Source organism: Bacteroides sp. D2, assembly GCF_025147085.1.
Lineage (GTDB): Bacteria > Bacteroidota > Bacteroidia > Bacteroidales > Bacteroidaceae > Bacteroides.
Genome location: NZ_CP102261.1, coordinates 1,882,501 through 1,908,942, shown reverse-complemented (window position 1 = coordinate 1,908,942; position 26,442 = coordinate 1,882,501). Strand labels below are relative to the sequence as shown.

Here is a 26,442-nt window from a genome sequence, read left to right as displayed (position 1 = left end):
AAGTTATGGAACATCCCTCACATTGGATAAAACAAATTGGGCTATAAATAAAAAAAATTATCCAAATCAATAGAAATATCCTCCAAAAGCCTCAACTACTACTCAATACCGGAACGATTATTTTTCCATTAGAGCGGCAGCACACCACAGATAAGGTCCCTGCCCATGATAATCACCCGTGCGGCGTGGACGGTCATAATAATACTGCTTACTATTCTTCTTATTCGTACCCACGCAAATCTCTCTCACCTGATTTTTGTCATTAAGATATGACACTAAAGCTATCCACGCCTTACGCGCAGCAGGAGCATATTCTTCTGCATTCAACCATCCATTCTTAACTCCCTTGATAAAAGCAAAAGTAAACATAGCCGATCCGGATGTTTCAGTCCAACAGTCAGACTGGTCAATCAACTGATTCCACAAGCCCTCCGGATTCTGATATTTCTTCAGACTTTCCATCATCGTCCGATAACCTTCCAAGATACGGGGACGGTCTTGGTGATTTTTAGGCAGACACTGAAGTAATTCCGTCATTCCTGCAGCCATCCAGCCATTTCCACGTCCCCAATAATAAGGTACATCGGGGGCATGATAGAAAAGGCCGTTCGGACGTTGTAACTCATCCAGATACATCACCATCTCTTTAGCTGCACGATCAATATATTTTTTATCCTTCGTCACTTTATAAGCACGAGTCTGCACGATTGTAATCATATACATATCATCAATCCACAAACGTGTTTGCCAGGAATATCCTTTTTCAGCCCATTCCTTTTCCTCCGGTTTCGCATTTGCAGGCACTTTCCATTGAGAATCAGCATAGGGTAACCCCAAATACCAATATTTCTTATCTTTCGTCACAAGATATAACTCAAGAGGCAAGCTGCCAAACATATTCACATCAACATGATTCATAATAGGTTGCAACGCTTTCTCCTCGGTAAACAGAGGTTCAAACTTATCTTGCAAACGATTGATAAGTTCCTTATCTTTTGCAAGATAAGCATATCGCAAAGCTCCATTCCAATAAAAAGTCTCCGGATAACCAATCCATTTTCCGATATGGAGTGCATGTTTCTCTGTCAGAAAACGGTAGGCCAATCGCTTACCTATTTCCTCCGGAGTAGAGCCTTCCGGAAAGTCTTTCAACATACTTTTTTGAGCAAACAATAACTGAAAAGGAATAAAAAATAATAATATTAATACCTTCTTATACATAAATACCTAATCTTTATTTATTCAACAATATATCTTTCGATTCAACATTATATCCATCCACCCGCAAAAGCAACTTATCCACCCCTTCTTTACAGTCTACCTGAAAACGGATTTCTTTAGATTCGCCGGGCATCAAATAAAAATATCCGTCATCAAAATAAGCTGGACGAACAGCCGCATCTGTTTTTGCATCCCTTAATGTCAATGCTATTGCAGCGGCCAGGTATTGTCCCGGATTTTTCACAATAAGCCTACCTTCATAATGATTAGCCTTTTTCGTGAAGTTCTTCACCGAAACATTCACCGAAGAAACCGGCAAATTAGCCAAGACCTTTCCGTCCCATTCTTTCTGATTGAGCCAATAAACATTATCATCCAGCAACTTTCCGCTATTAGTTGTCAACACCAACTTTACCCAGTAGAAATCAGGAAGTCCTTTTATATCTTCCAACTGTGTTACAGAAGTCAGCACATTGGCTGCCACTTGTCCGACCTTATGTTGTGAAGAACGTATTTTTTTGCCTACTTTATCATAAACAGTAACTCCTACCTTCAAATTTCGATATTCTTTCAGTGTAGTATTAATAATATCCACTTTGTGCTGACTATTAAGACTCATCTGAATATGAAGAGGACGACATGCTTTTTGCGTGCCATAATAAGCACCAGCTGTTTCCCCATTCGAACTGTAGTTCTGCCAAACCATACTAGGCCATGCGGGATGACTCATCCACAACAGAACTCCAGAAGCATCATTCCACATCTTGCTATTCCATGCTTCAAAAATAGCCCGATGGCTTTCGTAATTAATCAATTGTGCTTTCCGACAGAAATCATCCAAGTTATCAGAAGGTCCCAGTTTACGATCCATCCCTTCCTTATAAAGCTCACTAAAAGTCTTACTACCATATCTATGATTATGCCAGTCGTGATAATACCAAACATCACTAATGGGCCATGTATCCTCTTCCGCCATAAACTCACGAACAGTTTCAGCCGTAGGCAGAGAAGGAGTACCCACTTCGGATCGGAATCCTCCGGCCAAAGAACGATAGTACCAGCCTGCATCAAACTGATAACGCCAAGGTCCGCTTCCTGAACTATTCAATGAACGGGAATTTCCTGTATAATGCCTGCTGCCGTCCTCTTTAGCTAAAGTGGCGGCCAACATGTACTCAAGTTCATTGGTTGCAAATCCTTCATTACGTGCACACCATAAAGCAATAGAGGGATGATTGCGGAAACGACGTACTGTTTCGGTCACATTTCTAACGAACAGGCAGTTATCCAGCGGATTGAGGTTAAACCCATCTGTCGAAAGCCAAAAATCATTCATCACTAACATTCCGTACTCATCACAAAGCTCATAGAACACTTCTTCCGTACTCTCACCTGTCCAGTTACGAATCATGTTATAATTCATATTCTTATGCAACTTCAAGGCAGGTTCCAGTCGTTCCCGGGAAACTCTCTTCATACCATCATCCATTCCCCAGTTACCTCCTTTACAAAAAATCCGTTGTCCGTTCACCTTTATAACCATATATTCTTTCATCAGTGAATCTTTTATCAACTCTATTCCTTGTGAAGATACTGGTTTTAATAAATAGGGGACAAACTCTCCATCGTAATTCGTATAGCGAACTTTATTATCTGTTTTCTTACGTTTCACAGTATCAAAAGCGGGTTTTCCATCTTGCAAAGCAGCAGTCGGATTATAGTTCAAACGCACTATAGGAGAGTTATCCTCATATGCAGACAATTCATACTCCAACTCACGGATACCGATACGCATCTTCTTTACGTCAAGCGTGTCCTTACCTGATGAAATCAGACTTAAAGATGCATCATATAAATACTGTTCTCCATACCCATTCGGCCACCAGAGACGTGGATTCTTCATTTGCAGTTCTTTACACTCATTAGAAGTCAGCTTAATCATCCTCTTTTCATTTGCATTCAAAGAAACCGGATAAACAGCTGACACTCCGCCAATATTAAAATGCAAATTAGCAGTACGAGTCGTTTTAGAAGAATTATAAATCTCCGTCTGAACGATAAAATTGACAGAAGTAGTGTCAGGCAAAGGCAAATCCGTAATCACATGTGTATCAACAATTTCCAATTCATTTCCGAATTTGATTCTGACATCCTGCCAAATACCCATGTTTCGGTCGCGTATGCCGGGAATCCAATCCCAGCCTTCTGAAGAGATAAAAGTAGGACCATCCAGGCACAATGCTCCACCATTGGGACCAATTCCTTCTTTCTTATTTGCCTCGTGAGGAATACCGGGATTGTTAGGCGGAAGAATACGAATGGCCAACAGATTCTTTTTATCATAATCCACCCAAGGAGTTATATCAAAAATACCTCTTTCAAAAGCACCGGTCATCGTTCCTAATAACTGCCTATTGAACCAGATCTCCGCTTTATAATTGATTCCATTCAGAATCAACTTCACTTTCTCTCCCTTCTTATTACGAGGAATACTAAAAGAATTGCGATACCACCAGTCCATCCGGCAAAGCGTATCGGGAATCAATAAATTATTAAGTCCCCAATAAGGATCAGGGTATACACCCTGATCCACCAATGTAGTTAATACTGTACCTGGAACTGTTGCCGAATACCATTCGCTTGTATCTAAATCTTGCGCAACTACTGATTTTTCGGCAGCTCTAGCTTTATATCCTTCTATCATTTCCCATCCTTTGGATAGTTGATACTCCCAATCGGAAAGCGGACTCAATTCTCCGGGTTCTATAACCTTCTCTTTAAGTTTAGCTGTCTGAAACGAGTATTTTGAATGAGGTATCACTTCGGAACTTTGCTTACGTGATAAACCAAAATTCCATTTCAATTTTTGCGAATAAATGCATTCTATAGAAGAACACAGAAAAATAGCAATACAAGCAATATATGTATTCAGCTTTATTCTCATTGTTTTATAATCTACTATTTTATCTTCAGCTTCTTTACATCATCACACACAGCGACTGCTACCCGAGAATCAGCACAACCATAATAGAGGTATAATTTCCTTTTGTGATATGCAAGTCCCTCAATAAATACTGTTCCATCTTTGTACTGTCCGCTCTTCTCAAAAGAAGCTTCAGGAGCAAAGAAGGGCTTATCCAAACGATCCAATACTTTATAAGGATCGTCACCATCCAGTAACAGCTGTCCGGCACAATAAGCATTGGCTGGATAGTCAGCATCTCCAGTTTTACCACTATTCTTACCATTATACATAAGAACAATACCATGTTTGGTACGAACAGCCGGAGGACCACATTCTGTCAGCAAACTATCAAAATGCCCTTTACGAGGTTGTATAATTTTCATTAGCTCATTCTTCTCATCCAAAACCGGATACCAATCAATCAAGTTATCAGAAGTAGCAGCATATACCGCATACTCTCCCCAATACATCAAATACTTACCGTCAACTTTATCAATGACCAATTGATTTCCTTTCAATCTTGTTAGAATAGAACCTGACTTACAGAAAAGATCATTAAATCGACCGTTATATGCCTTATCAAAAGCAAGCCCATGCTTTGTCCAATTCTTCAGATCTCGGGAAGTAGCTACAGCAAGACGCGCTTTTTTTCGATTCCATGCCGTATAAAGCATCACATACAATCCGTCTTCAGTCATAGCCACACGGGGATCTTCGCAGCCCCCCGGCCAATCTTGATCTTTAAAATTATCTTCGGCAGGAAAAAGAACAGGGCTGCCCATCCTTTTCATCTCAATCCCATCCTTACTTTCAGCATAACCAACACGTGAGGTTCTTTTACCTATGCCTTGGGCCGAATTATCTTCTGCACGGTAAAGTACAACAATTTTTCCGTCTTTTGTAGTAGCAGCCGGATTAAAAGTATCACTTTCTTCCCACTTCACTTGCTGTTTCCGCATAGGACAATAAAATTCTGTCGGCTGCGGTGATATGACAGGATTAACTCCTTCCGGACGATGGAATGGGCCAATCACCCAATTATTATCCTGTTCTTCCTGAGTAGTATCTAAAGAAGGTGCATTAGTAAACCCACATGCTGATAATATACCGACTACACCTATGATAAACTTAAGTTTCATCTCACTTCTTTTTAATGATTAAATGATTTCTCTATAATATCAATGATTGATTCTACAATCTACTGAAACAAAGAAAGCAGAATCAATTCATATTCTTACTTTTCTACTTCAATTTATATTCCTGCTTATTTATATTCCAGCCTTTCAGTGCCAATACAACTCCATCTTTCAACTTTCCTTTTGCGGTTTCAATGGTTACCGTTTTCTTTTCACCCGGCATCAGGGAGAAGAAATTGTCTGTATAGAATGACGGACGTATCGGACTCATTTTTGAATTCAGGAATTGCAACTGATTAAAGAATGCAATCTGCCCGGAGGTATTTCTCAAAGTAATATCTACAAAGTAATTGTTATCGTCTTCTCTTACTTTATAGGTAAGTTTCACCTTTGCCTGTTTCAGTTTACTCAAATCTTCAAAACCTGAAGCAGCCGGACCGGTCAAAGTTTTGCTTCCTTCATATTTGTCATTAGAACGCCAATAGAAATTGGAAGAAACATCTTTTCCCTTTTCATCTTTCAGAATCAATTTAATAAAGTGAACTTGAGATATATTTTCCGGGAAACGAATAGTTAACGCATCGTTTACCACTCCATCCGAGGGTAGATTAACCACTGCTGATTCCTCAAAGACTTTTTTGCTGTTAATATCGTAAACCTGTGCTATCACTTTATAATCCTTAAATTCACGATAATAATCATTCACTACAGACACTGTATTTTTCAAATAGTCAAACTGCGCATGCAATGGCTCTAAAGAGTTGGCAGTATGATAAAGGGATGCTGTCGGTTCCAAAGACCAGTCCCACATACGGGAAGCCACTTGAGGCATAGAGCAGTTATGATACCAGAACAGGAGACCGGAACAAAAACGATCACCATAATCCAGCTTATTGTAGTTCCATACTTCCCAGATACTCTTCGAATTAATAGCTCCCAACAATTGCCCTTTCTGTGCAAACTCATCGATGGATGATGATTTTCCGTAGTTATTCACCAAGTCTGTATACATAGTACTCATCAGATGGAAACCATTTCCATCCAGATAATCCCATACTTCTTTATTGATAGGCCAAAGATCTTTTTCATCCATCATTTCCCGAAGGATTTCCACAGTCGGAAGAGTAGGTGCACCGTATTCCGGATTAAATCCGTCTACACGGCTTCCTCTGGGAGAGGCCGTATTTTCATAATGCTGCATCGGATTTACCTGTTTGTAAGGACTACCATCATGTACTCCTTCACATTCGGACTGCATCTGGAAGCCACGTGTACCATCCAGTTTATTCAGTAATTCAGGAGTACCCGTTACTTCCGTACTTTCATTGGAAGCAACGTAATAAGCCAAAGAAGGATGATTGCGAATGCGCTTGACTGTAGATTCTACATTGCTCATATAGAGAGCCTTGTCATGTGGATGACGAGTATCACCGGTCATCCAAAACTCTTGCCATACCAACAATCCCAATTCATCACACAACTGGAAGAAATAATCAGATTCTGCAATTCCGCCTCCCCACATTCTTAAAAGGTTGACACCTGACTGACGGGAGTAGCGCAATTCAGCATAAGTACGTTCATCTGAAGTTCTCAACATTGCTTCCGGTATCCAATTGGTACCACGAATAAATAATCGTTTGCCGTTCACATAAAAGACACGTGATTTATCCGGAGTTTTTCTATCCGAGACTATTTCACGAATACCGAATCTTGTTTTTACAGAATCACATTCTTTACCATCAACTGACACTGTCAGCTTCAAGTCATATAAGTTTTGTGGTCCTTTATTGACAGGCCACCAAAGTTTCGGAGAGTTAATAATCAGTTGCGGGAACTCTTCGGGAGAGAAGGTTGCCGTTTTTTCTTCTCCACGCATCAGTCGGAAGGTCTTTTCGAAAGTGATATTTTCACCCTCAATTTCACCCTTCACTTTGCAACTGATTACCCGGTTACTGGTCGATGGATTGATAATTTCAACCGATACAGTCTCACGAGCCTGGTCATAATCGGGTTTTCGCAATTCAGATTTAACGAAAGGATGGCGTAATGCTACTCTGCCTGTAGCATAGAGGGAAATATTTTTCCATATACCTGTATTACGGTCACGGATACCGTCCATAAAGGTAAAGTCCCAACCTACCGTCATCAACATAGTAGTATTCAAACCAATGTTACCGTTTCCACCGTTATGGAATTCCCCGGCTGCTCCCCAGGATTTCGGCTTCGCACTTCCGGGAACATCTACCGGATAGACCTTGATAGCCAGTCCGTTTTTCTCCCCGACTTTCACAAAATCCGTAACATCAATGTAATCCTGAATAAACATACCGTTCATTGTGCTTAACAGGTTGCCATTCACCCATACTTCTGCCCGGTAGTTGATACCATCCAACTGTAACCAGACAGTTTTTCCCTTGAATGATTGAGGAACTGTAAAATCTGTCCGAAACCAGTAGGTATAAAAGTCACGTCCGGTTTCAGAAATATCCGGTATCAATTTAGATTCAATCTTATTATTGATTCCATAATAAGGCTCCGGATATTTTTGGTTATACACCAAAGAATTCAAAACTGTTCCGGGAACGATGGCCGGCATCCAATTTGTAGTTGCATAATTGGATAACGAAATCTTTTCTCCGGGATCTGTTGCATCTCCAGCTTTTATCATTTTCCACTGGTAGTCGCCCTGATGACCAATTTCAGAATCAAGCCAGATGCGTTGCGCATTTCCGACATTGTTCTTCTCATTCTGTGCTGTCACTACTGCAGCAAAAAGTAATAATAAAATCGGGAAAAAGGTTTTAGCAATGTTGTGCATATTCGTACGTTACAATTTATTGGTTTATATAATCTTAAAAGTCTAAAACGGATGAGGACAAAAATAGTGTTTTCTACCTGTCTGGTATGCTAAAAACAAGTCAATAAATGAAATTTGAGTCCCAAACTGCCATATATTGCTTATTTGAAGGTTATCTAGCAACAGACAAAAAGACATTGGTTAATCATTGGTTTATCCATTACAAATAGTTGGCATGTTAGCTATTAATAGCTGAATTATCGGATATTAATACCTTACACGACAGGTATTAATACCCGAGACCTCAATAATTAACAGTCTGGAGACTCACTAATTCCGGTACACCGTTCCGTCATTTCGTAAAGACAAATTCTGTCCGTAATCCTCGGTGATCGAATACATTTTCAAACGGTCCCCAATTAGGAAGAACGATATCCGACGTTTCTGTGTTCTCTCCTATCACCTGACAACTTTTCACCTCGGTGTTGGGAGACAAAGTATAAAGAGTCAAATCCAATCGGTCTTTGGTGTCCTTCTTGCTCGGACGCGGTGTCCACGTGAATCCCGGATGCGTCACTGGATCCGGATGTATCGTCCGGTAGGCATCACCTTTTATACCACCTTCCCACAAAGAACGGGTGGTAGGCCACTGAACAACGTAAGGAGCAAGGCCTGCTGACAAGGCACCTTCCGTCCAATCAAGCCATGACGGTTCGTTGAAGTCCCCCGAAAGACAAACAAAAGGAGTGGTAGACGAATTAAAATCCTCCAGCAGTTTATCCACCATGCCCTGACGAGCTTCTTTATTGACTTTTACTACATAATCGACATCGTCCGTAGCAGGAAAATCTTTATACTCGATACCATTCAACTGATAAGGGCCGTAAGGGAAGTAAGCACCGTGACAGTTCATCACCAGTACAACAATGCCTTCACCCAAGTCGATATAAGCACCATACTTGTTTGGTGTAATCCCCGAGAAAGGATAGCGCGATATAATGCTACATTTTCCTTGTCCATTGTTGGAGTGAGTATGCACGTAAAGCCCCTGAGCCTGTATATCAGATTCGGAGAGCCCACTACATTCCTGCGCACAAAGCACATCCACATCAATTCTATTGAAGTAATCCAACACAACGGAAGTCGATTTACCCCATAAGTTTTGTGTAGCAAGTTTCAACGTTTTGGGTGCTACACGTGTTGCCCAGGTAGCAGCAACTTTTCCGTTTGCGTCAGTAGACATTTCAATATAGTAAGTCTTTCCACTGCCTACATTCAGCGCAAGCCCCACTGGTACCGTTACCCGTACGTCCTGTTCTCCAGAAATCGGATGAGTGATATGCAGCGTAGCATTCACTCCAAAGGTTCCGGCACACATATCCGGAAGCATATAGCATACATCCTCTTGGGGCACACACTGATAGGTCTTTCGGGTTGCTACCGGAAGATTCTCATATTCACTGTAATGTTGAGGTTCGATATGAGTATAAGGAACAGAAGAAGCGGCATCCGCAAAAATCACGGAGTTCACCGTAATATTCGAAGCCGTTTGCGGATCCTTTTGCAAAACGATCTTAGATGCACGCGGAGCAAGAGTAACCTGCACCGATGCAGACGCAGCAGCTACACGAATTGTACCATCTTTTTCATTACCTCTACTGACAAGCATCGCCATCGGATCAGCTAACGGCAATTGAGGAGCATACGCTTCTAAATCCCAATAAGTCTTACCTGATGTCAACTCTGGAAATTTATCGGCTGTGGTGCACAAAAACAGGAATCGATAAACGACGCCTTTAGTTACAGAAACCTTTATTTCATTTGCTACATCCCCTATACTTCCTGTTTTGTCAAACAGATAATTATATTGATCGTCAAAACAGAATATCTTCCATTTCATTCCGTCCAAAGACACAGAAGCCCTGGTGGAGGACATCGTTAGCCCTCCCTCCATATTCAGACTGAAACGTATTTCTTTTGTGTCATCCCCCTTCTGCACATCACTTACATATCCTTCAGCACAAGCCGTGAATAGGCTGGAAATCATTAGAAGAATCACAAATAAAGTATTCTTTAGCATTGTCTTACAAATTTAATCATTGAATATATATCCTTTCGAGAATCCATATAATTATTCCCAACCGGCTTTATCACGGATACATCTGTAGGGAATTCCGTAATCCTTCTTCACATCCCAATTATTATAATCATAGAATGTTTTGTCTTTTATAGAGAGATCTTTCTCATTGATATTCAACCAAGCCACGCTTGGCCAAGTGCCATAACAAGCTAAATCTTTCACATTGGGAGTAGCTTTATTGTATGGGTATCCTGCCAATATACGCAAATCGGTAGCCTCATCGTCTGCCTCGGACCAACAGTAAGTATATACAGACTCCATTACTTGTGACTTGAGATGCTCTCCTACCCACAAAATATACTCTTTGGCCTCTACATTGTTCAATGCTGTCCAGCCCTCGGGACAAAGATTCTTCGCCCCTTCATTACCCGTTTTACCTTTCATTGGAGTATTAAACGTAAATCCCTCAATTCCACAGAAATATGCCTTATCCACAGTATTATGCACAAGATACGTAGACTGACGACAATGTACCGGTGAATAAAGTTTCTCCCCTCTTGACAAACAAGGCAGCGGAGTGCCCGGATACGGATTGGCAAACCCGATTACCAACAAGTTCTCATCTGAAACGGCTCCGTTAAGATGTGTGATAGCAAACTGACTTGTCTTCGCAGGATGTGCAGTCACCGTGTAAATAATCTCATGACGATAAAGACCACTACCTGCATCCTTAGTAGATGAAGAAATGGTAAGCCATGCCGGTAAACTTCCATCATACGCAACGTCCAATGCTGCTGAACTATAATCCGTAACAACACGTTTTATAGTATATGGCATTGCAGCATCAGCTGCAATCTTTACATAAGTCCCTTTAATATCTGTACCAGCAATGATAGTAGCTTTGTTATCCATTACAGAGATTCCGTCTTCAATCGTTACCCAATCAATTGAAGTACCATCTTTCCATTCTTCTACTGAGATATCAAAGCCTGTAGAACCGGCTATCTTTTTCGTATTAAGCTGATAGAGATAGTTGGCCTCCACATTGATATCAGCAGTAAGATTCAGATAAAGAGTCGGACCTTCCGTATTGGTATTGGCAAGTTTAGTGGTAGCCCATACAACTGTTTTTTCATTCTGCTCAAGAGTTGAAGTCAACTGAGTCGGATAAAGATAGAAACTTTTCCCATCATTAGCTAAATCAGCTGCCGGTATTTCCAGAACATCAGAAGATATATTGCCTGCATTACCACTTACGTCACCGATGAATCCTTGAGTGTATCTATTCTTAATATATACCTTATCAATCACTAATCCCGATTCTGCCGGATCATTCAGCAAATCAAATCTGGCTACACGTCTTTTAAGTTTTACATCAACCTGATTGTCAGAAGATTCTACATTGGCAACTGTTACGTACTCCTTACCATCTGTTTTGACATTAGACATAACAAATGGAGGATTCAACTTACCACTCTCTGCAACAGTCTTACTATTTAGCAATTCATCGATTGTATTTGTTACACCCAAATTAGGGAAGTTGCTCTCATTCTCACTCTCCACAATGATGAATCTCTTTTCTCCTCCAGTCGAAGAAGCTAATTCTACAGTATATGACCTTGTATCACCGTTTGCACCTACAGAAGCAGCCGCATAATCTAAGACATATCTTCGTTCATACTTACCTTCTTTGCTAAATTGATAAAAGGTTATTTTGTCATTAGTGCCTCCATTTTCGTTACCAACACCTACTGCCTTGGTAAGGAATGCACCCGGAGTATGCAAGTTAAATGTTATTTTACCTTTGCCAGAAGGCTGGGGATCATCAGGAGTTGGATTTTCATCACTTTTCGAGCAACCAACTAATAAAACGGTTGACAACAAAGCCAGACATATATAAATATTCTTTAGAATTTTGTAGTTTTTCATATGTAAACAAATTAATTACGCTCCTTATCCCAAAAGAGCTGTCTAAACCATTAATAAATCGTTTTGATAGTTCTAAAAAACTTGAGAGGCTGTACCCAATCCCAATTTTGAACACTGCCTCTCAATATTATATTCATCAATCAACAACCCATCAATTCCATTCGATTTGTTGGTCTTCGTCCGGAATCAACGTATTCAAGTCACGTTGCATACTTAATGTACCTTCTACTCTATACTTCATACGGTTACCCGGGCTAAGCGTATAGTCCTCAAATGAGTATCCCATAGACAAAGTGATATAAATATGCTTCAAATAAGGCTTCACAGGATCGTTCTCTTCGACAATCGTATAATAAGGAGCTTCCTTAAATCTGTCATCGTCTCCTTCGCCCAGTAACACAACTTTAAAGTTATTGCCATCCTCACCCCCGTTATCGGTCCACAATCTTAGTTTCTTCTTCAACTCACTTCCTTCATTAAGCGGTTCATCCGTAAACTCCACATACAGCTTATAGTTCTTACGATCTAAGTAATTCACATCACGAACCCCCATATAAAACATAATGGTTTTTTCGTTATACACATAAGCTTTATGAGTAGCTAACATGAAGTTATCCTTCTGATTCTCCAAGAATATCTTCAACAAACTGCCATCATACGAACCTGAATAATCATTGAATGGGATAATATTCAACAATGCTTTCCGATAGTGTAAACGGTCGTTCACCTGATAATTGTAAGACGGATCGCTCTGAATAGTCAACGGTAAAATATATTTATCAGACATATCCAGCGGTTTGGCATTGTTCTGTCCTCCCAGTGTGAAATCGATAGGTAACAGCGCTTCCGATTCACCCGCAGACATTTCTACTGTTTCCGGTATGGAATAGTATTGTTTGTCCAACAAATGGTAAAAGAGCTCCCGACGACGTTCACCGAAACGTTCATAATTCAACACATCTAACGTATCTTTGTCAAGTGCCACATGGATAGTTCTTGCCTGTGTGTTCATTGTAGAACCACTCAACAAAACCGGAAGCTGATACGTCACCACTCCTCCTGGTTTGTAACGTACATAAGTAGAAGTTACTCCTTCATTGTTAATCTCCGCCTTGAAAGATGCCAACTGTTTGAATTGCTCATCTTCCCACTCATTGTTACATGAAGTGCAACATACTGCCGCCATCATGCCAATCAATAATTTACATATATTATTCATCTTTTCTATCCAAATTTAGTAGGTTTATTCCGGATCTTTCCAGCCCGGATTCTGAATCATCCACATATTTCGTTTCATTATATTGTGATGGATCGGCCAAAACCACATTTTCGTAGTAAACATGGTAGGCAACGAAGTGACCTCTATCGGTGTATGAAAACTATCCGGATTTTCCGAAGTCAAATAGATGTTACAACCATAAATGGGAAGAGCCTCTTCAATGGGAGCATCACACCAACGACGAATATCAAAGAAACGATGCCCCTCTGCAAACAGCTCAATCTGACGTTCACGTTTTACTTTAATACGGAACTTCTTTACATCATCGTACACCTCATAGTCTGGCAATCCGGCACGAATGCGAATAGGTTGAATACCCTCCTTCAAAGCTGTTGCCGAACGTGTGACAGTATACATAGTCTCACCATTCCAAGAAGGAATTTCATAAGAGCCTTCAACTTCGTTCAATGCTTCCGCATAATTCAACAGGATTTCCGCATATCGAATGTCCGGAGCATACTTTTGCACTACACGACTCACATCATACGATTTCTCAGAATCAGCTAAATCCTTCGGATGTACAAACTTCTTAATACCAATGCCAGTACTCAAATAGTTAGTACCTGCTTTGTAACCATCTTGAGCATCTCTGTAGTAGAAAATGGGAACATTCGTTTCTTCTTTATCCTCTGCACTTGCATTCAACATATGCCATACACTACCATTGTAAGCTACTGATGCATAGAAACGAGGTTCACGATCCGCATACTGCTTGGAAACGCCTATTCCCTTTGGACCTAATTCAGGATGTTTAGACAATTCGGACGTTCCAACCACCCCTGAAACACGTGGTTGTTCATTGTAACGGCTCGGGTCGGTATATCCGTCCATACCTTTATACATTGAGTTCATACCTGGACAATCACTACCATCTTTCATATAATAAGCATCACATTGCTTCTGTGTCATACCATGGCAGTTATACCCACCACCTTGTGAACGAGGTAACTGATGGATAACCATTACTCTGATATTCTCACCACCCTGATTGACACCTCTGGTAAATATAATTTCGTCATTATTGTATGCACCCACTTCTCCATCAAACAAAGAACGGTATGATTCAAACGGATCAATATTCTTCCAGCCATAGGGCCAATCTTGCGAATGGAAAGTCCCGTTGTCGTCCGGCGGAGTAATAGTTGTCGGATAGGCCATATCATCACTTTCTCTTTTATACGCTACATACAATTGATACTGTTTCAAATTCATTACATCCTTAGCAGCAGCAGCAGCTCTTGCCCACTTCCGGTTGTCATATGTATCAGACAGCAACTTGCGCCCGCCCTTATCAACCAATGCGTCAATCACCTCTGCCGGTGCTTGTCCGTTATACAAAGGACTTGCCGCATATAAAAGCACACGTGAACGAAGTGCCAATGCCGCACCACGTGTGGGACGAACAATATTCTGTACGTCTCGTGTATCATCCAACATCGTAGCCGCTTTCACCAATTCCTCGGCAATGTAATCCGCACATTCATCATACGTATTTCGAGGATAAGCGATATCATCATACTCCTTCGTATAATCGACTCCTTCATCCGGGACAATGGGCACCGGACCGAATGAACGAATCAGCATCCAATAGAAATATGCACGCAAGAAATGGGCCTGTCCTTTCATATCCGTAATCTCAGCTTCAGTAAGCTCTTTATTACCATCCACGTTATGAATGAAAATGGAGACATGACGAATCGCTTGATAGGCGGCCTGCCATATATACAAACTGTTTCCACTACCTAATCCCTTTTCCGTATAATTTCCACCCTTCCAGTCTACATAATTCAAATCTATGTAGTACATATCGTCTGCAAAGTTGAAAGTAGTGTTCTTTTTGCTGTTCACTTGTTGCAGATAATCGTGATTCATATAAGCATATCCCTTTGCCAACCATTCATTGGTATAGTCCTTACTCTGAAACACATTCTCAATGTTAACACGTTCCTCAAAAAGGTAGTCTGAGTCCAAATAATCGGTGCATCCGACAACCATGGTACTCACTCCTAATACAAAACCTAAATTTATTATAAGTTTCTTCATATTCTGTTCTTGTTTATAGATTAACTGATACGCCTAACGAAAGCGTCTTGCTTAACGGGTATTTCTTCCCGTCTGAACTTCCCAACTCCGGATCCCAATATTTAAACGGAGAGAATGTCAGCAAGTTGGTTCCGATAAAGAAAACACGTACTTGATTCAAATGAATCTTATTAACCCAAGCTTTCGGAAAAGTATAACCGATATCCAAAGTCTTCAGACGAAGATAAGAGCCATCTCTCAACCAATAATTAGACTCTTGATAGTTATTTTTATTATCGCCATAAGTTAGACGGGGAAATTCCGCATTTGGATCTTCATTCTCACCAAGAATCCAACGGTTGCTTTCTGCCATTTCCTTCAAGATATTTCCCCAACCGTCACCACCTTGAAACATAAAGATAGTTGTACCTTTGACAAAGAAAGACGACTTACCTGCTCCTTGGAAATGAGCATTGAAATCCAATCCTTTCCACTTGGCCGAGAAACCAAAACCATACACCAAGTTAGGACGAGTGGTAGCACCGATAGCTACTCGGTCATTCGAGTCAATTACACCATCACCATTGACATCTTTATATTTAATGTCACCGGGCATCACCTCACCAAAGGTTTGCTTCGGACTATTTCTGATTTCTTCATAATCTTTGAACAGTCCCAAAGCAATAAGTCCTCTTGCCTGATTGACACGATGTCCTTGGTCCAGCTTATATTCGTAAATGGTGTTCTCTTCATCTTTTTCTATCACCTTGTTCTTACTGTAAGTAATATTACCACGTAAGGTAAAATTCACCTTACCGATTTTTTGTTTGAATGCAAAATGACCATCAAATCCTTTTGCTTCTACAATACCGACATTTGCTTTCGAAGCATTACCAATTCCCACTTCGTAAGGGATATAAGAACGAGTCATATAGATACCGTCGCGACGTTCTTTAAAGTAGTCAACCTCTCCGGTCAGTTTGTCATTAAAGAAAGAAAAGTCAATACCCAAATCTTGTTTAGTAGCAACTTCCCACGAAATAGCTGGAGAAGCCACTGTTGAGTAATATTTTCCATTCCACAATTTCTCTCCAGTTCCAATATCTTCAAAATGGTAAACATTATTATCGGTTGCTATCGAATATAAATAGGGGAAACGTACTCTCTTATTGCCTTCATACAAAGCATCATTTCCAGTCTTTCCATAAGAATAACGGATTTTCAACATATTCAACCATTTTCCGGCAATCTTTTTCATGAATGGTTCCTCAGCCAAGTTCCATGCACCGGAGATAGCCGGGAAGAATCCGAAACGATGGTCTTTGTGGAAATTCTCAGAGCCGTTGTATCCGAAATTAAAATCAATAAAATAACGATAATTCCAGTTATAGTTGAAACGTCCGGCTATTCCCTGATTACGATAAGGAATACCGTTCTTCAAGTCTGTACCTATATTTTGAGTAAAAATCTTAGAAGCCTGCGTATACTTCAGTACACCTCCAACATGATGAGTTTTGAAAGCACGACTATAGTGCAGTTCCCATTCAAAGAACTCCCTCTTTTCTCCTTCCGAATTGGAAGATTGCGACATCACTTTTTCGTCTCTGATTTTCGTGAAATTCAATGTTCCATCTGGCTGACGATAACGGTCGGCCTTGTAAGCAGCCGGAGATTTATAACGTTTAATCCAATTGGAGTTATACGTATCATATCCGAATCGACCTACAAAGCGCAATCCTTTAGTTACAAAATCCAATTTCTGTTCCAGCGTAAGACTTGTTTGAATATTATTCTTCCAACTTTCATTATATCCGGATTGTGTAGTCATTACCCAAGGATTCATATTATCATCCTTGTCTGCCCATCCCGGAATTTTTCCATCCGAATATTCTGCCGGCATCATGATAGAATTATATCCCATCAATACAGTCCACAAATTATCTGTACCACTACCTGTATCATTCTGCTTACGCAAAGAACCGGATACCCCGACCTTCAACAGAGTCGTTTTCGTAATATCAATATCCACATTCATACGGTACGTCCATTTTCTGAAATGTGCGTTTGTATTATAATCCTTAAGGCTTTTGTCAGTCTTATACATACCTTGTTGATCCTGATAACTTCCGGAAACAAAGTAACGCGCTGTTTTACCACCACCACGCATATTCAACGTAGCACGTGAGCTCCAAGCACCGTCACGTAACACCATATCCATCCAGTCTACATCCGGGAAACGGTCTGGATCAAGTTGTGTACGAAACAGTTCCAATTCTGATGGCGAATACAAAGCCTCTTGATTTCTTGTCAAACGAGCTTCATTAGCCATAGAAGCATATGTATAGCCGTCTACAAATTCTGGTGCCTTTGTAAAAGTGCTATAGAAACCTTCAACCTTTGCATCAATATTAATTTTACCTTCCTTACCACGCTTTGTATTAATCAGGACTACACCATTAGCTCCCTTACTACCATAAATAGCCGTTGCAGAAGCATCCTTCAACACTGTAAATGATTCAATATCTTCCACGCTCACTTCATCAATATCACGTTCGAATCCGTCTACAAGCACCAATGCAGCTGTATTAGCACCAAAAGTGGATATACTACGAATCCAGAACTCGGACACACTACCTGGTCGTCCGGAAGTTTGCATAGCCATTACACCCGGAACAACACCAGCCAATCCATCCACCACAGAAGTGGAAGGAACCGATTTCAACGCATCTACATCCACATTAGTAATGGCACCAGTCACTGCAATTTTCTTTTGTGCTCCCGTACCTGTAATTACGACTTCATCAATAATCGTACTAGCTGCTTCTTTCATTTTTACGTTGATGGTTTTTTGTTCTTTTACCAATACCACCACAGTTTCATAACCTATATATGAGAATACAAGTCTGTCATAAGCAGATGCTTTTATTTTGTATCGACCATTTATATCAGTGATGACACCCAATCCAGGCATATTCTGTATCGCAATATTCACACCAATCAAAGGCTCTTTATTCTCATCGGTCACCACTCCGGTTATCATTGCACTTTCCTGCGCCCAAATGGTTATGGAAAAGAGCAGCAATAACATACATGCAATTAATTTTTTACTCCTCATAAAATATATGTGTTTATCATTTATTATTCTTCCATAGCAATCTTACGTATCACCGCTTGCTCATCCCCGTTATGTTTCATACCTCTTTCACCTACATAAAAGCATTTTCTCTTTTCATCGTATGCAAGTGCCCACGGATGAGCAAACCTAGCTTCAGAACGCAGGGAACCGTTTGCAAAGCCAGGATCACTTGAGTCATTTCCACGTCCAGCAAATGTAACCACCCTACCTGTCGGAGTCAGGATACGAATACAATGATTATACTCATCACAGAAATAAAAATCATACTCATCTTCCTCACCTGCATATTCTGGGTTCTTAACAAATACTCCCTGAGTCGGACCGTTCATTTGCACCTTACTACCTACTCCGTCACGATAACCACTACCACTCGCACTTCCCGCCACGATATAAGGTGTCGAAAACTGATCAGTAGTTGAATTATAGTCCATACGGGAGATATACCCATTTCCCCTTTCATTATATTGGCGAAGCAGATACGCATATTTTCCTGTCGGATGAACTACCGAACGCAATGTTTCCTTTACACGCGGATGTCTAGCTATTTTCGTTGTTGTCTTATTTTCAAAATTATATTCATAAATCTCTTGATCTGGATAAACTGTATAATAAAGTTTGCCAGTCTTAGGATGAACAAATGCACCAGTAACCCCTTTTTGCTTTGATTCACCTAACTTTACTTCCGTTTTAAACTCTGATATACGAGTTTTCAACACATTTACATTTCCGTCCTTACTCAAATCGCGAGAAATAATCATATCTCGATTTTCATCTGTAGTCCAATTAATAATAGCAGGTCTGTCCGCTGTATTCGCTAAAAAAGGAACCATAGTCACCGTTTTCTCTTCCAAATCAATCAAACGGATAGCACCTGCTCCATAGCAAGTCAAATACAAATGATCAAAATTTGATTTCGGGTCAAACGAAAACCAAGTAGCTCCTTTTATACATCCACATGCATCAAACGCCCCTTCACCCTGAAAGGCATCTTTTTCATTCTCAAAGCGTTGACCGGCTAATGTAGAAACTAACCACTGTTTTACATAAGTAAACTTTTCTTCAGCTTCAGCAAAAGCCACTTCTTCGCCATTGTCATCATACACACTAATTTCCACATCACCTTCAGTAGCCATACGTGGTACTACACAATACAATATATTGTTCTTAACTGAAATGATATTAGCCTCTTTACCACCAACTATCACTTTCAATTTTTGGGGATCATTCCCAAAGTTTTCTCCATACAATATAATATTGTTACCAATACCACCCGATTTTGGGGAAAAATCTGTAATTACCACTGGCTTAGTAGGATCGAAAGGAAGATTTTCTTCATTGTCTTCATCCTTACAAGCAGTAAAGCAAAGTACGATCAATGGCAATACCACTGCACATAATCGGATAAACCGAGTTCTCCAATCACTTTTCTTTTTCATACATTAAATTTTAGTTTTACTTAGAAGTCTATATATTATCTATAGTTTCACACATATCAGTTATTAAATACCGGCAGTAAATCTCCCTTTGAAGGCACACATTTTTTTATGGTCGGCCAGCCGTCTGCCGACCACACAATACGGTCGAGCATACCCAGACGTCCTCCAACCGCACCATTCTCTTTTACATAACTATGATATATCATCCAGTCCGTTCCTGCATCGTCCGGAATTATAATGGAATTATGACCAGGACCAAAGAACGTCTCACCGTCACCTTCCAACACTAACTCCCAAGAGTTGTCCAGCATATCTTTTCCTTTTCTATCGACATACGGACCAAGGAGATTTTCCGAACGGCCTACCACGACTTTATACTTACTATCCATTCCATTATTCGGACAGCAATTATTTATAGATGCAAACAAATAGTAGTACTTACCCTTCTTATAAATATTGGTGCCTTCAAATGCCCTGCCGCAGACCTGTTTCTTCAGCACAGGCTTACCATCTGCTCCCCGTTTCACAGAAAGACCATCATCCGTAAGTTCCGTCACATAAATACCATTGAAGCTTCCGACAAACATATACTTCTTGCTATCTTCTTCATAATAGAACTGGTCGATACAATTGGAACCGAAATCATCTGTTATCAGTAATGGTTTAGCATTTAAGAAATCACCAACCGGACTATCTGAGGTAGCAACCGCCGTATAACTGATGCTTCCATCCCCCCATTTTGCCCATGAGAAATAAAGCATATATTTTCCATTGATGTAGCGAATTTCCGGTGCCCAAAATGCACCTCCACCAGGAAGTACATCTTCAGTAGGTCTAGTTGCTTTTCTGAAAGCACTTCTTTTAAATTCCCAATTAACCAAGTCTTTAGAAAAATAAATAGGAATCCAATAGGAATTAGTTTGAGTAGCATACAAATAAAAGCCTTCATCAGTACGAATAACCGTAGGATCGGCTGCACTAGAAAAAGTTATTACCGGATTTGTATAAGTCATACCTATTTTGAAATAACAAATTTCATTATGAAGAGCAACGCTTTCATGAGAAGCCTCCCTTAACTGTACAGGCAACAAATATTTTACAGCTTCCATTCCTTCACGCTTCACTGTAATTCCTCCAGTAGCTTCATTCTCTCCAGCTTTAAAAGATATCCCTTCTCCTAAATCATAGTTAGCCGAAGGAAGAAGACGATAAGAAGTCTTATAATCCTCATTATACTTAGCAACCAGTTCCTCCGCATTAGAAGGCACTGCTAATGTACATGTAAAGTTCCAAGGATTAGTCTTTATTTCTCCGTCTGCCCTACAATTAAAAGTAGCATCCACCGAAACCGGCATTGACATTTTACTAACACTAATTTCCTGTGATGGCATAACCAAACTAACCGTTGGATAATCAAACGATATATGCAAAAGAAAATCGCTTTGACTTTTACGAACCTTGGCAACAGATGAAGTAAGTCTCAATGCAATAACATATTCCGCTCCATTTTTTTTAAACTCAGTGAATACTTTATCCGGAGCAAATTTCAACTCTACTTTCTTTGAAGCAATGCCTTGTTCGAGAGTAATCTGTGGCGCACTTATCGAATATAATGAAGAGGGCAACAATTTATAAGCTGTTTCTTCCTCCTTATTATATGCCTCCAGATCTTTTTCATTCCACGCTTCTAACTGTGCAGTAAGAGCGACACTCGCACTGCCCCCCTTTAATTCTACAGAAAAAGGGTACACAACTTGTGCCACATCACTACTGGAAACTTTAATTACATTTAGTCCATTAGGCTGTACTTGTAAATACTGGTTCGAATTGACATCCCCATCTTCACCAGAAACATCCTTAGTATCATCAGAGCCACATGATAAAAAAAACAAAAGCCCTGCACTAAGAAACATTAGCCCAATTTCTCGAATATTTTTTTTAATTGAATTGTAATTCATTACATATAGATTTAAGTAATACCCTGTGTTTTATACTATAAAAACGTTATCCTTTGAACTATCTTTTTAACTGTATCTAAAAACTAAATTTCGTATTATATAATAATGATCATTATCTTTATAAAAGGTACTAGTGCCCCTATTGTGTGATACAAAAGTAGAGAATCAGGAGTATTTAAGATATTAAATATAGGTCAATAAATGAAAAATTAGTCCCAAACTAATCTAAAGTATTCAAAGATAACACAGAAGAGCATTTATTAGTACTTATCTGAACAATATCTTTCTTTTATTGGATAATTTCTTCTTCAACAATCCACTATTCTAAGATAATAACTATATCCTAAGCTAACAGCAAGCCATTTTTATCTAATTGCCTTCTTTATAACCGGACAAACTAAATCAGCATATCTCATCATACCTAAGTCTGTAAAATGAATACCATCTACAGTAGCCTCTCCATCCTCTCCCAGCATATTCTTTGATGAAATAAGAATGATATTTTTCTCATTTCTTTTCTTTAAATGATTGAATATCTCTTTCAACGTATCATTCTTTCGTCGCACTTCTTTAGCAACTCTTTCATCATAAAATGTATGAGGAAAAATAGGATCCTCTATAAAAATAATTGGTGTATCCGGATGTTTACCACGAATGATACGATAGAATGTTTCCATCCGTTCTTTCATCTTTGCAACAGAAGCATTAGGCACAAAGTCCAAAACGAAAACACTAGCTTCTACTTCAGCTATTACTTTAGCTACTTCCAAATCTAGAAATGCATTTCCACTGAATCCTAAATTGATACATTCACGGTTTAATCTTCTTGATATGATATTGGTATGTGCCATCCCCGGACGTGAAGCACAACCTCCTTGAAGAATGCTGGTTCCATAAAAAACAACAGGATTCTTACGGATTGGATAATTCATTAACGGCTGACTGATAGTAGCCAAAGAATCAACTCCTATAGACAGAGAAACAAGACCATCATACAATGGCAAATAAAGCATATATTCTCTTTCTTCAGGATGCATATTTTTTATAATGGTGGCCTGATTTGTTTTTCCTTTCGGACGGGCACTATTGACAAAACGCCAGTCACCATTCTTCTGAAGACAATAAAGATCTAAACCTTTTGCACCAGTATCGGTCATGTGATTCATGTGGGTATTAAAAAGAGTCACCCATTTAGCTGCTATCGTGGTGGAATTACTACGGAAACGTATTGCCATTCCCGCAGAATTACGGCTTAAATTCCATAATGGAGCACGAGAAACATTCTTTAATGAATCCGGAAATCTCTCATATCGTGCTCCAGTACTCTCTGTCGCCCTTCCTAATAGTGGAAAATTCGAAGCATCGTAGTATACTAATTGAGCATGTATATGAAACACTAAAAAAAGTACAATAAAAATACAAAATTCTCTTTTCATATTCTAGCATTATAATTTCAGGCCACCCAAAAATAAATATATGTTATGTTAAAAGTAACTATTGTTTTATTTATTCAACAATGCATAAGCACACCATATTATCGGTGCCTGTCCATGATAATCACCGGCGATACGGGGACGATCCATATAATATTGTTTACTGTTTTTCTTTCCGGTTCCAACACAAACTTCAGTAAGATCATTCTTGTCATTAATATAATTACATAAGCCAAGCCATGCACGACGTGCCACCGGAGCATATTCTTCTTTATCCAGCCAACCGTTGTTGACACCCACAATCATGGCATAGGTAAACATTGCCGAACCAGATGTTTCTGTCCAAAAGTCCGGTTCGGTAATCAGTTGATTCCAAAGTCCATCTTTATTGACGTATTTTTTCAGATTATCCATCATCAACAAATAACCTTTCATAATACGTGCACGATTAGGATCCTTTTCCGGTAAGTTATAAAGCAACTCCGTCATACCGACAGCCATCCAACCGTCACCACGTCCCCAATAATAAGGCACATCCGGTGCATGATAGAAAAGACCGTTGGGATGTTGCAGTTCGTCCAAATACAGAACCATTTCTTTGGCAGCCCTATTTATGTACTTAGGATCACCAGTAGCTTTATAAGCCTCAGATTGCACAATAGTAATCATATACATATCATCAATCCAAAGACGAGTTTGCCAAGAATATCCCTTTTTATCCCATTTACGCTCCTCTTCATTCGCATTGGCAGGAAGTTCCCATTGAGTGTCAGCATAGGGCAGTCCCAGATCTAAATAACGCTTATCTTTCGTTATATTATAAAATCTTAGAGGTAAGCAACCAAACATATTTTGGTCTACGTGAATCGGTGGAGGTAGAAGTTCTTTTTCCAGATGAAACAATAATTCGAAACGGTTTCTTAACAGCTTTATCAATTCTTTATTATTTGTCAATTCTGCAAAACGAAGAGCTCCATACCATGTACACACCTCTGCATAATGTATTCCTCTATCAAAATACAGTTGATGTTTAGTTTCCATTAAACGTCTGCTCAATTTATTTCCAACCGTCTTTGGATCTGCCTTCACAGGAAAATCTCCAAAATAATTTTGAGCAGAAATCACATTTGAGCTCAAAAAAACAGTCATCAATAAGGCATAAATCAAATAATTCCTTTTCATAATCGTAGTGTTCTATATAATTAATTATTCAATATTAAATTCTCCGAATCATAACCCAGTCACCGGTATCCAACGTGCCGTACTTGTAGATGCAACATCACAAATGGCATCTAAAGAATTCCGCTTTGTAATAGAAAAATTGACAAGTACTTGCCCGGAAGTGATAGTCAATTTTGAACGTGGAATAGCAATTTCAGCAATATATCCATAATCATCTATAAGCCTCTCATTTGTTTCATTGCAAACATAAGTTTTGACCTGGGCATCTAATTGAGCTTCTTTCCATGATGCATCATATATTTCACAATTCTTCAGTCCATTCATTGTTACTTGTATGCAGCAAGCCCCTTTTGACAGCTTATTATTACTCACAGGAGATACGTATAAGGAAGCGTAATCAGAGGCTAACAAGTTTCGATCAAGTACTTCTAACAGGAAATAAATATTATCATCATCATACGAACAACGTAACGTTCCTTGTGCTTGTGACTTACTGCCCACAAAGAGTGCATGATCTGTATTTGCCCACTCTTTATTGTTACCATCTATTGTTACCTTTCTTTTCACGGCATCAATACGATGATTAAGTACAAACTGTGCCATCTGAACCGGTCCTTCTTTCGCTTTAATATTAGTTCCAACCAAAGTATGTGAATCAATAATACAAAATGATCCCCAATAACCACCAGAAAAAGGTTGATAAGCGCTACCGAAATTACGAGCAGTAGCATCTCCTATTTTAAGAGTATATTTACTTGACGATTCATACGAAAGGACGGTTTCTCCCGAAGGGAGCTGTCCCAAATATGGTCCCATACCGGAGAAAACACAATTATTACTATCGACAGGTCCTTCCTGGTCGGCAGCCAAATATTCCCATTTGTCTTTATCTGAATAACAAAGCGAAATATGATATCCTGAATTATTGGTTTCCACAGCAGCAGCTAATCCCTTATTATCATTGAGTCTCACAACAGAAGGCATCTGATGATTATAGCCGACAATTCCGTTTTTCTCCCACCTCATTCGCAATACATAATAAGGAGAAGAACTAAAGTCCGGTTTCCATGTCTTTCCTCCATCAGTAGAAACAACCATTGCCGTACCTGTATCTGTGCCATGTCCTTCCAAGCCAGTACGACTGCTATCTGTAAAGTAACAGTGTAATTCGCCTGTAGGCAACTCCAACAAGAAAGGTTCCCAATTAACTCCCTGATAGATCTTGATAGGTTCACTCCAAGTAACACCATTATCCGTACTGCGCTTTAATTCAATTCCTGCATCTTCCGGCAAATCCCGATAACCGGAATTAGCTCTGCAAGATGCAACTGCCAATATATCTCCATTAGAGAGCACCAGCCCATCGCAATTAGCATAGCAATGTATATTCTTATTGCCTTTGCTATCGATAATGTCATAACTGTTAAATATTTCTCCTTTATTGCTCCAAGTTTTCAGATCCTTACTAAGCGCATAAACACAACGCCGACCAATATTATTATTAGCACTACCATTGTGATAGAACAAAATATAGTCACCATTCTTCATCTTTTTTATACGAGGATAGCGAGGATACGAAGATTCCATAGTCACAAGCATCCGATAGTTCATCATCAATGAAGAGCGTTTCGTAACATCTGCGTGGGAATTTATAATAGGTGTCCCCTGATTCAATTCCCCAATAGGTGTGATGCTACAAACCACAGGCTCCTGGGATTCGTCCTCCTTTGGTTTCTCCGTATTCCCGTTACCAGCTAGTAAATTCTCATCATTTTCACCACTGCCCCCGCACGCTATAAATGAGATAGCTATGGAGAAAAATAACATAAAAAAAGTGTTTTTCATAGCTCTAGTATATTTTATTCAAC

Annotated in this window: 14 protein-coding genes; all 14 read right to left on the bottom strand. The window is 39.6% G+C overall.

Annotated elements, in window-relative coordinates:
• Positions 1 to 117: 117 nt before the first annotated feature.
• On the bottom strand, positions 118 to 1,221 hold the full coding sequence (locus tag NQ505_RS06450; protein ID WP_009001087.1) for a glycoside hydrolase family 105 protein: 1,104 nt from the start codon (positions 1,219 to 1,221) through the stop codon (positions 118 to 120).
• 13 nt (positions 1,222 to 1,234) lie between these two features.
• Positions 1,235 to 4,165 (bottom strand): glycoside hydrolase family 2 protein, encoded by a 2,931-nt coding sequence (locus NQ505_RS06445; RefSeq protein ID WP_009001088.1) that lies wholly within the window; start codon positions 4,163 to 4,165, stop codon positions 1,235 to 1,237.
• A 14-nt stretch (positions 4,166 to 4,179) separates the two neighbouring features.
• Positions 4,180 to 5,325 (bottom strand): glycoside hydrolase family 130 protein, encoded by a 1,146-nt coding sequence (locus NQ505_RS06440; protein ID WP_009001089.1) that lies wholly within the window; start codon positions 5,323 to 5,325, stop codon positions 4,180 to 4,182.
• Between the two features lie 103 nt (positions 5,326 to 5,428).
• Positions 5,429 to 8,140, bottom strand: coding sequence for a glycoside hydrolase family 2 protein (locus NQ505_RS06435; RefSeq protein ID WP_009001090.1), 2,712 nt, complete (start codon positions 8,138 to 8,140; stop codon positions 5,429 to 5,431).
• A gap of 331 nt (positions 8,141 to 8,471) precedes the next feature.
• Positions 8,472 to 10,199, bottom strand: coding sequence for an endonuclease/exonuclease/phosphatase family protein (locus tag NQ505_RS06430; RefSeq protein ID WP_009001092.1), 1,728 nt, complete (start codon positions 10,197 to 10,199; stop codon positions 8,472 to 8,474).
• A 51-nt stretch (positions 10,200 to 10,250) separates the two neighbouring features.
• Positions 10,251 to 12,128 (bottom strand): hypothetical protein, encoded by a 1,878-nt coding sequence (locus NQ505_RS06425; RefSeq protein ID WP_009001093.1) that lies wholly within the window; start codon positions 12,126 to 12,128, stop codon positions 10,251 to 10,253.
• Positions 12,129 to 12,279: 151 nt separating this feature from the next.
• On the bottom strand, positions 12,280 to 13,347 hold the full coding sequence (locus NQ505_RS06420; protein ID WP_032854020.1) for a DUF4973 domain-containing protein: 1,068 nt from the start codon (positions 13,345 to 13,347) through the stop codon (positions 12,280 to 12,282).
• 24 nt (positions 13,348 to 13,371) lie between these two features.
• Entirely contained in the window at positions 13,372 to 15,450 is a 2,079-nt protein-coding gene (locus tag NQ505_RS06415; RefSeq protein ID WP_009001095.1) for a RagB/SusD family nutrient uptake outer membrane protein, read from the bottom strand.
• A 13-nt stretch (positions 15,451 to 15,463) separates the two neighbouring features.
• Complete coding sequence (locus NQ505_RS06410) at positions 15,464 to 18,544, bottom strand: SusC/RagA family TonB-linked outer membrane protein (protein WP_009001096.1); 3,081 nt, start codon at positions 18,542 to 18,544, stop codon at positions 15,464 to 15,466.
• Between the two features lie 23 nt (positions 18,545 to 18,567).
• Complete coding sequence (locus NQ505_RS06405; RefSeq protein WP_009001097.1) at positions 18,568 to 20,001, bottom strand: IPT/TIG domain-containing protein; 1,434 nt, start codon at positions 19,999 to 20,001, stop codon at positions 18,568 to 18,570.
• 56 nt (positions 20,002 to 20,057) lie between these two features.
• Positions 20,058 to 21,959: a family 43 glycosylhydrolase gene (locus NQ505_RS06400; protein ID WP_009001098.1), complete on the bottom strand. Its 1,902-nt coding sequence runs from the start codon at positions 21,957 to 21,959 to the stop codon at positions 20,058 to 20,060.
• Between the two features lie 365 nt (positions 21,960 to 22,324).
• Positions 22,325 to 23,395 carry an SGNH/GDSL hydrolase family protein gene (locus NQ505_RS06395; protein WP_009001099.1) on the bottom strand — a complete coding sequence of 357 codons (1,071 nt, stop codon included), beginning with the start codon at positions 23,393 to 23,395 and terminating at the stop codon, positions 22,325 to 22,327.
• A 66-nt stretch (positions 23,396 to 23,461) separates the two neighbouring features.
• Complete coding sequence (locus NQ505_RS06390) at positions 23,462 to 24,574, bottom strand: glycoside hydrolase family 105 protein (protein WP_009001100.1); 1,113 nt, start codon at positions 24,572 to 24,574, stop codon at positions 23,462 to 23,464.
• A 48-nt stretch (positions 24,575 to 24,622) separates the two neighbouring features.
• Positions 24,623 to 26,419: an exo-alpha-sialidase gene (locus NQ505_RS06385; RefSeq protein ID WP_004296576.1), complete on the bottom strand. Its 1,797-nt coding sequence runs from the start codon at positions 26,417 to 26,419 to the stop codon at positions 24,623 to 24,625.
• Positions 26,420 to 26,442 lie beyond the last annotated feature (23 nt).